The sequence below is a fragment of the Phenylobacterium sp. genome (genome assembly GCF_030693405.1).
Classification (GTDB): domain Bacteria; phylum Pseudomonadota; class Alphaproteobacteria; order Caulobacterales; family Caulobacteraceae; genus Phenylobacterium.
Window position 1 is genome coordinate 34,535 of sequence record NZ_JAUYAW010000017.1, and the last position, 13,196, is coordinate 47,730.

Annotated in this window: 14 protein-coding genes; 3 read left to right on the top strand and 11 right to left on the bottom strand. The window is 67.9% G+C overall.

What is annotated here, in order from left to right; genetic code table 11:
• Positions 1-7 precede the first annotated feature (7 nt).
• From Q8N19_RS03740 to Q8N19_RS03760, 5 genes are all read right to left on the bottom strand, one after another.
• Entirely contained in the window at positions 8-880 is an 873-nt protein-coding gene (locus Q8N19_RS03740; protein ID WP_305588290.1) for a F0F1 ATP synthase subunit gamma, read from the bottom strand.
• Positions 881-900: 20 nt separating this feature from the next.
• Positions 901-2,433 carry a F0F1 ATP synthase subunit alpha gene (atpA, locus tag Q8N19_RS03745; RefSeq protein WP_305588291.1) on the bottom strand — a complete coding sequence of 511 codons (1,533 nt, stop codon included), beginning with the start codon at positions 2,431-2,433 and terminating at the stop codon, positions 901-903.
• A 4-nt stretch (positions 2,434-2,437) separates the two neighbouring features.
• Positions 2,438-2,992, bottom strand: coding sequence for a F0F1 ATP synthase subunit delta (locus Q8N19_RS03750; protein ID WP_305588292.1), 555 nt, complete (start codon positions 2,990-2,992; stop codon positions 2,438-2,440).
• Positions 2,993-3,183: 191 nt separating this feature from the next.
• Positions 3,184-3,501 (bottom strand): PaaI family thioesterase, encoded by a 318-nt coding sequence (locus tag Q8N19_RS03755; protein WP_305588293.1) that lies wholly within the window; start codon positions 3,499-3,501, stop codon positions 3,184-3,186.
• Between the two features lie 98 nt (positions 3,502-3,599).
• Entirely contained in the window at positions 3,600-3,935 is a 336-nt protein-coding gene (locus Q8N19_RS03760; protein ID WP_305588294.1) for a hypothetical protein, read from the bottom strand.
• 302 nt (positions 3,936-4,237) lie between these two features.
• On the opposite strand from Q8N19_RS03760, the gene Q8N19_RS03765 reads away from it, so the two are divergent.
• Complete coding sequence (locus Q8N19_RS03765) at positions 4,238-6,226, top strand: transglycosylase domain-containing protein (protein WP_305588295.1); 1,989 nt, start codon at positions 4,238-4,240, stop codon at positions 6,224-6,226.
• Here the strand turns inward: Q8N19_RS03765 and Q8N19_RS03770 are convergent.
• The 3 genes from Q8N19_RS03770 to Q8N19_RS03780 form a co-directional block, all read right to left on the bottom strand.
• On the bottom strand, positions 6,220-6,972 hold the full coding sequence (locus tag Q8N19_RS03770) for a M48 family metallopeptidase (protein ID WP_305588296.1): 753 nt from the start codon (positions 6,970-6,972) through the stop codon (positions 6,220-6,222). The two genes, Q8N19_RS03765 and Q8N19_RS03770, sit on opposite strands and share 7 nt — an antisense overlap.
• 12 nt (positions 6,973-6,984) lie before the next feature.
• On the bottom strand, positions 6,985-8,256 hold the full coding sequence (locus Q8N19_RS03775; RefSeq protein WP_305588305.1) for a polyhydroxyalkanoate depolymerase: 1,272 nt from the start codon (positions 8,254-8,256) through the stop codon (positions 6,985-6,987).
• Positions 8,257-8,374: 118 nt separating this feature from the next.
• Positions 8,375-8,974, bottom strand: coding sequence for an SCO family protein (locus tag Q8N19_RS03780; RefSeq protein WP_305588297.1), 600 nt, complete (start codon positions 8,972-8,974; stop codon positions 8,375-8,377).
• A 33-nt stretch (positions 8,975-9,007) separates the two neighbouring features.
• Here Q8N19_RS03780 and Q8N19_RS03785 point away from each other — a divergent pair, with 33 nt between their 5' ends.
• On the top strand, positions 9,008-10,432 hold the full coding sequence (locus Q8N19_RS03785) for an ActS/PrrB/RegB family redox-sensitive histidine kinase (RefSeq protein WP_305588298.1): 1,425 nt from the start codon (positions 9,008-9,010) through the stop codon (positions 10,430-10,432).
• Positions 10,433-10,522: 90 nt separating this feature from the next.
• Positions 10,523-11,080 (top strand): ActR/PrrA/RegA family redox response regulator transcription factor, encoded by a 558-nt coding sequence (locus Q8N19_RS03790; protein WP_305588299.1) that lies wholly within the window; start codon positions 10,523-10,525, stop codon positions 11,078-11,080.
• 4 nt (positions 11,081-11,084) lie between these two features.
• Here the strand turns inward: Q8N19_RS03790 and mmcB are convergent, their stop codons facing one another.
• The 3 genes from mmcB to Q8N19_RS03805 all read right to left on the bottom strand — a co-directional run.
• A complete protein-coding gene (gene mmcB / locus Q8N19_RS03795) occupies positions 11,085-11,537 on the bottom strand; it encodes a DNA repair putative endonuclease MmcB (RefSeq protein ID WP_305588300.1) in 453 nt (150 codons plus the stop codon).
• A gap of 52 nt (positions 11,538-11,589) precedes the next feature.
• Positions 11,590-12,135, bottom strand: a complete 546-nt coding sequence (locus tag Q8N19_RS03800) for a lipocalin family protein (RefSeq protein ID WP_305588301.1) — start codon at positions 12,133-12,135, stop codon at positions 11,590-11,592.
• Between the two features lie 89 nt (positions 12,136-12,224).
• Positions 12,225-13,196: ferritin-like domain-containing protein (locus Q8N19_RS03805; protein ID WP_305588302.1), on the bottom strand; the 972-nt coding region annotated here is incomplete at its 5' end.

The following is a 13,196-nucleotide window of genomic DNA, read 5'->3' on the forward strand; positions in this document are numbered from 1 at the left end:
TCTTGCTCTAGATCGCCTCGGCGCCGGAGATGATCTCGATCAGCTCCTTCGTGATCTGCGCCTGACGTGTGCGGTTATATTGCAGGGTGAGGCTGGCGATCATGTCGCCGGCGTTGCGGGTCGCGTTGTCCATCGCCGTCATCTGGGCGGCGTAGAAGCCGGCCTGATTCTCGAGCATGGCCGAGAACAGCTGAATGGTCAGATTGCGGGGAAGAAGGGTCTCGAGGATCGCCTCTTCCGACGGTTCGTATTCATAGACCGCGCCCTTGAGATCCACCGGCGGCGCATCGACCACCACCTCGGCGGGGATCAGGCGGCGTGCGGTCGGAACCTGACTGACCACGGACTGGAAGCGGCTGTAGACCAGGGTGACCACATCGACCTCGCCCGCCTCGAACATGGCGGTGACCCGATCGGCGACAGCCTGGGCTACATCCATGGAGGGCGAGCCGCCAGCGTCGATGGTCTCGACGATCTTCTCGCTGTGCAGGCGGCGCAGTTGGTCGCGGGCCTTCTTGCCGACCACCAGGAGCTTAACCTCCTTGCCGGCGGCCTGCAGGGTGCTGATCCGTTCCCGGGCGGCGCGGACGATGGAGGTGTTGAAACCCCCAGCGAGGCCGCGGTCCGATGTGGCGACCACGATCAGGTGGCGCTCATCCCGGCCGGTGCCGGCCAGCAGGCGCGGCGCGGATTCCCCACTGACGCCCTGGGCGAGGTTGGCGATCACCGAAGCCATTCGCTCGGCGTAGGGGCGCGCGCTCTGGGCGGCGTCCTGCGCACGACGAAGCTTGGCCGCGGCGACCATTTGCATCGCTTTCGTGATCTTCTGCGTGGCTTTCACGCTTCCGATCCGATTGCGCATCTCCTTGAGGCTGGCCATCCCTTGGGGTCCTGGCCGGCTTAGGCGAAGGTCTTGGTGAAGGCGTCCAGAGCGCTCTTCAATTCGGCTTCGAGGTCGGCCTTCAGTTCCTTCTTGGTGCGGATGGCGTCCAGAAGGCCCTGATGCTTGCCGTGCAGGAAGCTGAGCAGCTCAGTCTCATAGCGGCTGACATCGGCCACGGCGACGCCGTCGAGATAGCCCCGGGTGCCGGCATAGATCACGCAGACCTGCTCTTCGACCTGCTGCGGCGAGTACTGGGGCTGCTTCAGCAGTTCGGTCAGGCGGGCGCCGCGGGCCAGCATGCGCTGGGTGGTGGCGTCCAGGTCGGAGCCGAACTTGGCGAAGGCGGCCATTTCCCGGTACTGGGCGAGCTCGCCCTTGATGGGCCCCGAGGCGGTCTTCATGGCCTTGATCTGGGCCGAGGAGCCCACGCGGCTCACGCTGATGCCGACGTTCACGGCCGGGCGGATGCCCTGGAAGAACAGGTCGGTTTCCAGGAAGATCTGGCCGTCGGTGATCGAGATCACGTTGGTCGGGATATAGGCCGACACGTCGTTGGCCTGGGTTTCGATGATTGGCAGAGCGGTCAGCGAGCCAGAACCATTGTCCTCGTTCAGCTTCGCCGCGCGCTCCAGCAGGCGGCTATGCAGATAGAAGACGTCGCCGGGATAGGCTTCGCGGCCCGGCGGGCGGCGCAGCAGCAGGGACATCTGGCGATAGGCGACGGCCTGCTTGGACAGGTCGTCATAGATGATGACGGCATGCATGCCGTTGTCGCGGAACCACTCGCCCATGGCGCAGCCGGCGAAGGGCGCCAGGAACTGCAGGGGGGCGGGCTCCGACGCCGTGGCGGCCACGACGATAGTGTATTCCAGGGCGCCGCGCTCTTCGAGAGTCTTCACGATCTGGGCGACGGTCGAGCGCTTCTGACCGATGGCCACATAGATGCAGTAGAGCTTCTGGCCCTCATCGCCCGAGGCGTTGACGGCCTTCTGGTTCAGGATGGCGTCGATGGCCACGGCGGTCTTGCCGGTCTGACGGTCGCCGATGATCAGCTCGCGCTGGCCGCGGCCGACGGGGATCAGGGCGTCAATGGCCTTCAGGCCGGTCTGCACGGGCTCGTGCACCGACTTTCGCGGAATGATGCCAGGGGCCTTCACGTCGGCGCGGCGACGCTCGGTGGAGACGATGGGACCCTTGCCGTCGATGGGCTCGCCCAGCGGGTTGACGACGCGGCCGAGCAGGCCCTTGCCCACCGGCACGTCCACGATCTCGCCGAGGCGACGGACTTCGTCGCCCTCACCGATGGCGCGGTCGTCGCCGAAGATCACGACGCCGACATTGTCGCGCTCGAGGTTCAGGGCCATGCCCTTCACACCGGCCTTGGGGAACTCGACCATTTCGCCCGCCTGGACGTTGTCGAGGCCGAAGACCCGGGCGATGCCGTCACCGACGGACAGAACCTGACCGACGTCGGAGACGTCGGCTTCCTCGCCGAAATTGGCGATCTGCGACTTGAGGATGGCCGAAATCTCGGCGGCGCGGATGTCCATGTTCTTACGCTCTCTTGAGGGCGAATTTCAGCGAGTCGAGCTTCGTACCCAGCGAAGCGTCGAACAGACGGGAGCCGACCCGGACCTTGATGCCGCCAAGAATGGACGGATCAACCTGGGTCTCAATTTCAGGATCCTTGCCCAGGGCCTGGCGCAGGGCCGCGGCGACGCCCGCGGCCTGAGCCGGGGTCAGGGGCAGGGCGGTCGTGACATGCGCCGAGACGACGCCACGACGCTCGGCGGACAGGGCCTGATAGGCGCTGATCACCGAGGACAGGGCCGAGGCCCGGCCATTGGCCGAGATCAGACCCAGAAACTTGATGGTGGTCGGATCAAAGCCGGCCTTGCGGGCCACGGCCAGGAGGCCCTTGGCCTTGTCCTGGGCGGTGAAGGCCGGTGAGGACAGCAGGACGCGCAGATCACGGCTGTCGGCCATCATGGCCTTCAGCGACCTGAGGTCGGCTTCCACCGCCGCAATCTTGTTCTCGTCATTCGCGAGGTCGAACAGGGCCTGGGCATATCTGCCACCCACATTCGAAGTCCTGGAATCGTCCGCCACTATATGTCCGCCCGGTGCGTGTCTAACAGCCGCTACGAAGGGATCTTCGTCTCAGCTAAAGGCTTGAAAGCGCTTGAAAAAGCACGGCGCCGAAGAAGGAGGTCCGCCCCCCGGCCCTAAGCCGCGCGCCTGATAGCACGCGATTTTAGGCGCCGCAACCGAACCGGCGCCTCGGAATCTCGCCAATCGCCCTAGTCGGGGCTCGAAACTCCCAACCGGCGGAAGACCGCCGAGCCGGTCGCGGCCAGGGCGCCGTCGGCCTTGAGCACCCGGCCGTGGGCGAAGACGAGGGTCCGCGTGGTCCGCTCCACCGCAGCTTCCAGGGTCACGGTCTCGCCGGCCTGCAGCGGCGCGCCGTAGTCCAGGGTCAACGAGACCGGCGCCAAGGCCTCGCCGCTGGCGGCCGCGAGCGCGACCTCGATCAGGGCGGCGGCCGCGCCGGGACCAGTGGGAACCTGGCCGGCGGTTCTGACGGGCGCGGTGGAAGAGGTGGGAAGGACTGAGGTCATGGCCGCGGTCCTTTAAGCCGCCCGGCGGAAAAGAAAAGGGCGCCGGAGGTCCGGCGCCCAGTTTGACAGACTCGACTGATACGGCTGGGAGAGTCGCTCTAGTTGTTGGCGGCCTGTTGGGCGGGCCGGGCCGAGGCGTTGCAGGCCTCCAGACGTTCGGCGTCGAACGCCCGGGTCCCGGACTCGAAGGCCGTCACCGGTCCGAAGCGGCTGGCGATATCCTTGCAGGTCGCCGGGATGAAGGTGCGGCTGTTGGAGACAGTGGCCACACAGGCCTCGCCTTCGCACCAGAAGACGGCGCTGCCAGCGACAAGGCGGGTGCGCTCGGCCACCGACTGCTCAAGCTTGGCCGTGACCAGGGTCTGGGCGGTCGCTTGGCCGGCCAGGGCGAACGTCATCAGGGCCGCGGCGGCGGCCAGGGTGGAACGGATCATCATTGCCATAACTCCGGCGTTGGGGAGGGAGCGGCGCAGGAACAACGCCGGCCGGCCGGTGGACCCTGCGATCCCCTCGCTCGGGTCCCTCGAACTAAGCAACGCTAAGATAACGGCGTTAAGATCGATCGCAACCGCCATTTGCGCACCGCGGGTATGCAGGTTTGGATAGGCGCAGCCCGCGGCCGCCCTGGAACGGCCCCGTTCATGTCCCATCAATCCTGTCGCGCCTTTTCTGGGCTTCGGATAAAGAAAGCCGCCCGCGGGCGCCTGCACCTTCAAGACCAACGGCTGGAATCCAGATGGCCAATTCGCAACCGCCCCGATCGCAGCGGCCCGCCGGCGGCGGTGGCCGGGCCCGGCGCACCCCGCTGCAGGCGGCGCTCTACTGGGGCGCGGTGCTGTCCGTCTGGGGCCTGATCTTCGTGGCGGCCTTCTTCGCGGTGTTCGCCGTCGACCTACCCGACACCTCGAAACTGTTCGAGGTCGAGCGGCAGCCGTCCATCTCCTATCTGGACCGGTCCGGCGCCCTGGTGGCGGTCCGCGGCTCGCAATATGCCCCGCCCGTGGACCTGGACACCCTGCCCGACTACGTGCCGAAGGCCTTCATCGCGATCGAGGACCGCTGGTTCTACTGGCACCCGGGCTTCAACCCATGGGGCATCGTCCGCTCCCAGATCTACAATATGACCAGCGATGGCGGCCCCCTGCGCGGCGGCTCGACCATCACCCAGCAGCTGGCGCGCAATCTCTTCCTGACGCCGGCCCAGACCTATCGCCGAAAGGCGCAGGAGCTGATCCTGGCCGTCTGGCTCGAGCTGCGCTTCTCCAAGAAGGAGATCCTCGAACTCTATCTGAACCGGGTCTATTTCGGCGGCGGCGCCTACGGCATCGAGGCGGCGTCCCAGCGCTATTTCAACAAGCCCGCCCCACAGCTGACCATCGGCGAGTCCGCCCTGCTGGCTGGCATGATGAAGGGCCCCTCCCGCTACAGCCCCGTTTCCGCCACCGAGCGGGCGGCGCGGCGCGCCACCATCGTCCTGGACGAGATGGTGCGGCTGGGCGCCATCACGCCGGAACAGCGGACCGAGGCCTTCAACAATCCGGTGCGGGTCAATCCGACCCTGGCCAACCAGCGGGCCCAGTACTTCGTCGACTGGATCGACGACGAGGTGCGCGGCCTGGTGGGCGAGCCCACCGACGATCTGGTGGTGGAGACCACCCTGGACCTGCCGATCCAGACCGCCGCCGAACAGGCGGTCCGGCGTGGGGTCGCCGCCGGCGCCGATCAGGGCATCGGTCAGGGCGCCCTGGTGGCGCTGGATGGCGAGGGACGGGTGCGGGCCTATGTGGGCGGCGCCGACTATGCCGAGAGCCAGTTCGACCGGGCGGCCATGGCGCAACGTCAGGCGGGCTCGGCCTTCAAGCCCTTCGTCTACCTCACCGCCATGGAGCAGGGCCGGACGCCCAATGTCCGCATGGTCGACGAGCCCCTGCGGATCGGCGACTGGGAGCCGCGCAACTATAATGGCGAATTCCGCGGCGAGATGAGCCTGCAGCAGGCCCTGGCCCAGTCCACCAACACCATCGCCGCGCGACTGGCCAACGAGGTGGGCACCGGCAATGTGGCGGCCACGGCGCGGCGCCTGGGCATCACCGGCAAGATCCAGCTGGACCCGTCCATGGCCCTGGGCGCCGTGGAGGTCACACCCCTGCAGATGGCCCAGGCCTATGCGCCGTTCGCCAATGGCGGCTTCAAGGCCCAGGGCTACGGTATCGAGCGCATCCGCACCGCCGATGGCCGGGTGCTCTATGACCACAATGTGGACAAGCCGCAGCGCCAGGCGGTGATCGGCTCACCGGCCCTGCAGTACATGAACCAGATGATGCGCGGCGTGGTCACCAGCGGCACCGGCACGGCGGCCCAGGTGCCCAACTATGATCTGGCCGGCAAGACCGGCACCACCAACGATTATCGGGACGCCTGGTTCGTCGGCTACACCGGCGGCTTCGTGGCCGCCGTCTGGGTGGGCAAGGACGACAACACCACCATGCGCCGGGTGTCGGGCGGGGCCGCGCCGGCGCGGATCTGGCGGGACTTCATGGGTGCGGCGCTGCCGCGGCTCAACGCCCAACCGATCCCGGGCGGCGTGATTGAGCCGCCGCAGACGACCCCGGTCGCCGACCCCATCGGTGACCTGCTGGACGGGGTAGGCGGCATGATCGGCGGCGGCCCCGATCCAGCCCCCGCAGAACCCGCCGCGGCCAGTCCGGAACAGATCCCCTACTGACCGGCCCCGTCGACGCCGATGGCGTGGAGGCGGGCCCCGTGGGTCCGCAGCCAGGCCCGGTGCGGGGCGGGGTCGCCCACCAGGGTCTCGACCAGCGCCCAGAAGCGCGGGCCGTGGTTGAGTTCGCGCAGATGGGCGCATTCGTGCGCGGCCACATAGTCGGCCACCGGCAGGGGCGCCAGGGCCAGACGCCAGGAATAGCGGATGACCGCCGGCTGACCGCCTGTGGGCGGTTTGCACGATCCCCAGCGCGACCGCGCGTCGGTGAGCACCACCTTGGGCATGGGGGCGCCGAGCGCCTCGGCATGGATGCGGGTCAGGTCGGTGAGCCCCTCCAGGGCCTGCTTGCGCAGCAGCCGCTGAGCGGCGCGGGCGAACCCTTCGCCTTCCCCCTGCGCGGTGATCTCGGCTGAGCGTCCATCTTCGGCCGGCCGCCAGCGGGCCCGCCCCGCCTGGTGGAGCAGGCGGACGGGGCGTCCCATGAGCGACAACTCCACCCCCGGAACCAGGGGCTCAGCCTGCGGGAGTTCGGCCAGTCGCGCGGCGATCCAATCGATCCGGTCGCGGGCGAAGGCCGCAGCCTCCCCCAGGCGCCGGGGCGAGGGCGCGGTGGCCACCACCTCGCGGCGGCTGCGGTCCAGCCGAAGGGAGACGCGCCTGGCCCGCGGATGGACTTTCAGGCGGATGACGGCGCCGGCGATCTCGATCCGGTCGCCGTCGACAAAGGTTCGGCCAAAGGGACTCATGCCCCTCCAGATTTACGGGCGGTCGGCGCTCTTGTGAAAGCGGCTTTCGTGCAGGGCGATGAACTCCCGCACCCGGGGATAGATCTCCTCGCGGAAGCGACGGCCGTTGAAGACCCCATAGTGGCCCACATGGGGCTGGATGTAGTCGGCCTTCAGCTCGCCCGGCAGGTTGGCGCAGAGATCGTGGGCGGCCTGGGTCTGGCCGATGCCGGAGATGTCGTCATTCTCCCCCTCGACGGTGAGCAGGCCGACATCGGTGATGGCGCCGGGATCGACCCGGCGACCGCGATGGATCAGCTCGCCCTTGGGCAGCAGGTAGCGCTGGAACACATAGTCGACGGTCTGGAGATAGAACTCCTCGGTCAGGTCGAGGACCGAGAGATACTCGTCGTAGAATTCCAGGTGCTTGTCGGCGGAGTCCCCGTCATCGGCCATCAGGTGGTCGAGATACTTCAGATGGGCTTCCTTGTGCCGGTCGAGGTTCATCGACATGAAGGAATAGAGCTGGACGAAGCCCGGATAGACCCGCCGGCCCATGCCGGGATAGGGCGGCGGGGCGGTGTAGATCATGTTCGAGGCGAACCAGGCGAAGGGGCGCTCCTCGGCCAGCTGGTTGGTCACCGTCGGCGAATGTCGCGCGTCGATCGGCGAGCCCATATAGGTCATCGACGCCGGGCGGGCGTCATCGCCCTCCTCGGCCATCAGGCTGACGGCGGCCAGAACCGGCGGGCCGGGCTGGCAGACGGCCACCACATGGGCCCGGGGGCCGACCACAGCCAGCATCTGGCGCACATGGTCGATGTAGTCGTGGAAGTCGAAACGCCCCTCCAGCACAGGCACGGAGCGGGCGTTCTCCCATTCGGTGATGTAGACCTCGTGGTCGGGCAGGAAGGCCTGCACCGTGCCGCGCAGCAGGGTGGCGTAGTGCCCGGACAGGGGGGCGACGATCAGGACGCTGGGCTGCGGCCCTCGACGTCCGGCGCGGCGCAAGGCGCTGGCGTCGCGGCTGAAATGGGTGAGCTTGACCCAGGGCGAGCTCCACACCGTCTTGCGGGTCACCGGCACGGTGTGTCCGCCGATCTCCACCGAATCAATCCCCCAGTCCGGGCGCCGATAGCGCCGAGTGAGGTTGGAGAACAGGTCGGCGGTGGCGAACATCCGGCGGCCCAGATCGGTGTTACGCGCCGGATTGAGCGGCGAACTCCAGAAATCCCGGGTCAGCAGCGCCGTCAGCCGCAGGGGCGCGGCGCCATAATAGCTGGTCTCGTGCAGGGTGTAGAGCATCTGCTTAAGGTCCTTGTGCACCGCAACATATCATGCGGAGCCTTAACGGAGTCCAGCCTTGGCCGTTCCCCCAGGCCCTGGACGCCGCGGCGAGGGGTCACACCCGGACGGGCGGGACTCACCCCTCCTGCATCGCCGAGCGGATCAGCCGCGCCATCTCATCAGGGGCCAGGCCATAGGCCAGCACCCGGTTGAACCGACCCTTCGGGTCCATCAGATAGGCCGCCGTGGAATGGTCGATGGTGTAGTCGGGACCCTCGCCGGACTTGCGGTAGTAGACATAGTAGGACTTGGCCACCTGCTCGATCTGCTCGGGCGTCCCGGTCAGGCCGACCACGCCCTCCGGAAAGGCCTCCAGGCTGAGATAGGTCTTCAGCTGTTCAGGCGTGTCGCGTTCCGGATCGACGGAGATGAATACGGTCTGCAGGTCCGCCCCCCGGGGTCCCAGCTGATCCTGGGCGGCGGCCACCGCCTGCAGCGTCGAGGGACAGATGTCCGGACAGTAGGTGAAGCCGAAGAAGACGACGCTCCAGCGACCTTCCAGGATCGACTGGTCGACCGCCTGCCCGTCCTGGTTCACCAGCTCGAACGGGCCGCCCACATCGGCCTGGGCGCTGGAGCCGCCGGCCGGACCCTCGGTCCGCCAGAACAGGGCCGCGCCTGCCGCGAGGCCGAGAAGGGCCACCAGGGCGATGATGATCAGCGAGCGTTTCGACATGGCGCGACCTTTCGCAAGGGAGTCGATCTTCGTTTGGGGCTCGCCACGACCGCCGATCTCGGTGATCCTGTCTTGGCCATGGCCCTGAAGAACGACGGATCGGCGGGCCTGAAAGACCCCTTGGGTCTCGATAGGCAAAGCACCGCCCTACTGCAAGGCGAGCTGGCCTGGGACGAGGCGGTCCTCGGCCAGGGAAGGCTGCGCATTCGCTCTGTGGTGACCCTGCGCTGGGTCATGCTGGCCAGCGAGGCCGCCGCCCTGACCCTGGCGGCCGTGGTCTTCGCCCTGCCCGCCCCCTACGCCATCTGTTTCGGCGTCATTGGCCTGTCGGCCTGGGTGAATCTCCTGGTGGGCATCGCCACGCCAGGCCAGCGCCTCCTGCACCCGGTCGAGGCGACGCTCCAGCTGGGCTTCGATATTCTCAGGGTCGCGGGGCTGGCCGCCCTGACGGGGGGCGTGGTCAATCCCTTCGTGGTTCTGATCCTGCCGCCCCTGGCCCTGGCCGCCGCCACCCTCTCCCTGCGCCCGACGGCGACCCTGGCGGCGGTGGCGGCGGCCAGCTTGGCGGTCATCAGCCTCTACGCCTATCCGCTTCCCGGCGCCGGAATCCTGGACGCCGCGCCGCTCGGCTATCGCCTGGCGACCCTGGCCGCCCTGTTCTTGGCCCTGGGGATCAGCGCCGCCTTCGTACGCGAGGCCGCCCAGGAAACCGCCCGCCGGGCCTTGGCCCTGGATGTCACCCAGGCGGTGCTGGCGCGGGAACGTCGCCTCTCGGCGCTGGGCGGGCTGGCCGCGTCGGCGGCCCACGAACTGGGAACACCGCTCGCCACCATCGCCATCGTCGCCAAGGAGATGGCCCGGGAGGCGGTCACGCCCCAGGTGCGGGAGGACGCTGAACTGTTGATGGCCCAGGCCCAGCGGTGCCGGGAGATCCTGGCCCGGCTGACCGAAACCCCCGGCGCCTCCGATGAGGTTCACGAACGCATGAGCCTGCTGCAGCTGCTGCAGGAGGTCATCGAGCCGCACCGGGACGTGAAGGGGGTCCGGCTCGAAGCCATCGTCACCGGCGCGCCGGACGCCCGCAAGCCGGGCATCAAGCGCATGCCCGAGGTGATCCACGCCATCTCATCCTTCGTGGAGAACGCCGTCGACTTCGCCGCGTCCGAGGTCCTGGTCACCGCCCGCTTCGACGCCGACACCATCTCCCTGGAGGTGCGTGACGACGGCCCCGGCATCGCCCCGGAGATCCTCGCCCGGCTGGGGGAGCCCTATGTGACCAGCCGGCCGGGCGCCGAGGGATCGAGGACCGGCCATGTGGGGATGGGCCTGGGTTTCTTCATCTCCAAGACCCTGCTGGAGCGAACCGGGGCCAGGGTCACCTTCCAGAATGGACGCCCCAAGGGAGCCGTGGTGTCCGTTCGCTGGCCGAGAACCCGAATTGAGTCGGCGCACGGCTAGTCGCTGGCGTCGGCCCCTTGCGAACCCGACCCGGCGCACGCCACAATGACTACACGCACGGAGGGAGGCCCGCACGCGCGGGTGGCAGAGATGAGCGACCTGAGCACCCAGATCGAGGGCCTGGCCGACAAAAGCCTGCTGCTGCTCGATGACGACACGGCCCTGCGAACACGGCTGGGACGCGCCCTCGAGGGCCGCGGTTTCGAGCCCGTCCTGGCCGCCAGCGTCACCGAGGCCCTGGCCGCAGTGAAGGTCTATCCGCCGGCCTTCGCCGTCCTGGACATGCGCCTGGAAGATGGCACTGGGCTGAGAGTGGTGGAGGCCGTCCGCGAGGCCCGCCCCGACGCCAAGATCATCATGCTGACCGGCTATGGCAATATCGCCACCGCCGTGGCCGCGGTGAAGGCCGGGGCCGTCGACTATCTGTCCAAGCCCGCCGACGCCGACGACGTGGCCCGCGCCCTGCTGGCCCTGCCCGGGGACGTCGCCGCCCCGCCGGAAAACCCCATGAGCGCCGATCGGGTGCGGTGGGAGCATATCCAGCGGGTCTATGAGCTGTGCGGCCACAATGTCTCGGAGACCGCCCGGCGGCTGAACATGCACCGGCGGACCCTGCAGCGGATCTTGGCCAAGCGCGCCCCGCGCTGAACACCTAAAGGCTGAGCGCCGCCCCGGCCCTCAAGGCCGCCAGCCGCCCGAAGGCGACGGTCAGGGCCTTGCGCCGCGCCCCGGCAAGGCTCGCCACCGGCGCTTCACGCAGAACCGCCCCGCCAAAGGCGTCGGCCACGATCAGGCCCGGGTCCTCAGGAAGGATATCCTGGGGGAATTCCGGGGCCACAGCGAAGGCGAAGGCGTCGCAATAGGGCGCATATTCCCGCCATTTCAGATCGGTCCGGTAGTCTTCCAGGCTGGACTTCACCTCGACGATGAAGAGGTCGCCCCGGCGTCCCAGGGCCATCAGATCGGCTCGCCGGCCATTGGGCAGGCATACCTCGGTCAGCGGCGCATAGCCCAAGGCCGCCAGCAGGCGGGCCGCGCCGCGGGTCACCGCCTGGGTGATCTGTGGGCGCGAGGCCGGGGCGCAGGTGGTGAGGACGAGATCCATGCCGCCACAATGTTCGGGCTTCGTTCCGGGCGCAAGGGGGCGCCGGCGGGCCTCAGCGGACCTGCTGCGGGAATTCCAGTTTCGAGGTGTCGTAGCCGAGCTGCTTGATGCGGGCGATGGCCTGAGCGCGGACCGAGGCGGTCAGCTGCGGGGCCTTGGACAGCAGCCAGACATAGTTGCCGCCCGGCGTGCCCATGATCAGCCAGCCCTGGTCCGTGCGATGGTCGAGCACCCAGTATTCCTGGTTCATCACCCCACCGAAGAAGGAGAGCTTGAACTTGGCGTTCTTCACCGGATCGACCGGGGTGGCGCTGGCCTTCCATTCCTTCTTTGGCCCATCGGGGGCGCCCCTGCGACAGGTCTGCACCACCGAATAGCCGGCGCCCGCCCGGGTCCAGTCGGCGGTGGCCGCCTCGCAGGCCTTCTGCATGGCGTTGGGGGTGCGGGCCACCTCGTACCAGCGGCCGGTCATCTTGGTCAGCTCAACCTGGCTGGCGGGCTCTGGCGCAGCCGCGCTGGCCATCGGCGCGGCGGCCAGCAGGGCGGCGGCGAGCGCCAGGCCGGGGACAAGGCGGTGGAAGGCAGGGGTGATCAGCATGCGCCCGAAGATAAAAAAACAATGCGCCCGGAACAAGGACGCCCGCCGACACGGGCCGGCGGGCGTCGCAACCGTGGTCAATCGGTGGGCTATTCGGCCGCGATGGTGACGGGCTTCAGGGCTCGTTCCTTGAAGTTGATCGCCTGCAGATAGATGATGCCTTCCTCGGCGATGTCGTCGCCGACCATGCGGTCGCCTTCGTTCTTCAGCTCCTCCATGTCCACATACATGCCGTAGAAGGCCCGCGTGCGGTCGGTGATGATGCCGGCGTTCAGCAGGGTCTTGATCAACACCCGGAAGATGTTGGTCGATTCCTTCATGTCCTCGCGGCGGGCCTCGTCGGTGGCCAGCTTCTGGATTTCTTCCAGCACCTTGTCGGGGTCGAGGCCGAACTCCTCATAGAGGTCGCGCTGCTCGCTGGGCGAGACGAGATTGAACAGCAGCACCTGGAAGCAGTGGGCCGCCCAGTCCTCGATGATCTCGTGTTCCTGCGGGCTCAGCTTGGGGATGGTGCGGTCGGCCCAGATCTTCCCGAACTTATGGTGGAAGGCCTCGTCGGTCATCACCAGCTGCATCAGCTTGCGGCCGAGCGGGTCGTTGAGCTTCTGGTAGAAGGTGGCGAAGGCGCCCATGGCCAGGCCTTCCACCAGCATCTGCATGCCGATGATCTTCTTGTAGACCTCCGGCGAACCGATGATGTCCACCAGCAGGTCCTGCAGGACCTTGGTGCATTCCACCGGCCGGCCCCAGCGGGCCTTGATGTACTTGGCGAAGGCCGTGACGTGACGGGCCTCTTCGCGGGTCTGGTTGGCGGCGTATTCCTGCGCCCCCTGGTCCAGCAGCACGTGGCAGAGGCTGGCCGACAGGTTCAGCGCCCCCTGTTCCCCGTGCAGGATCGAGGAGAAGGACCGCAGCAGCGACTTGTTGATGAACTGGGCCCGCAGGCTCGGGGTGTTCAGGTGGCTGCTGACATATTCGGTCTGCAGGGCGACGTTCAGGTCCTCGGGCACCAGGGGCTGGTTGTCCATGTCCCAGGGCTCGTCGAAGTCGATGTACTTCTT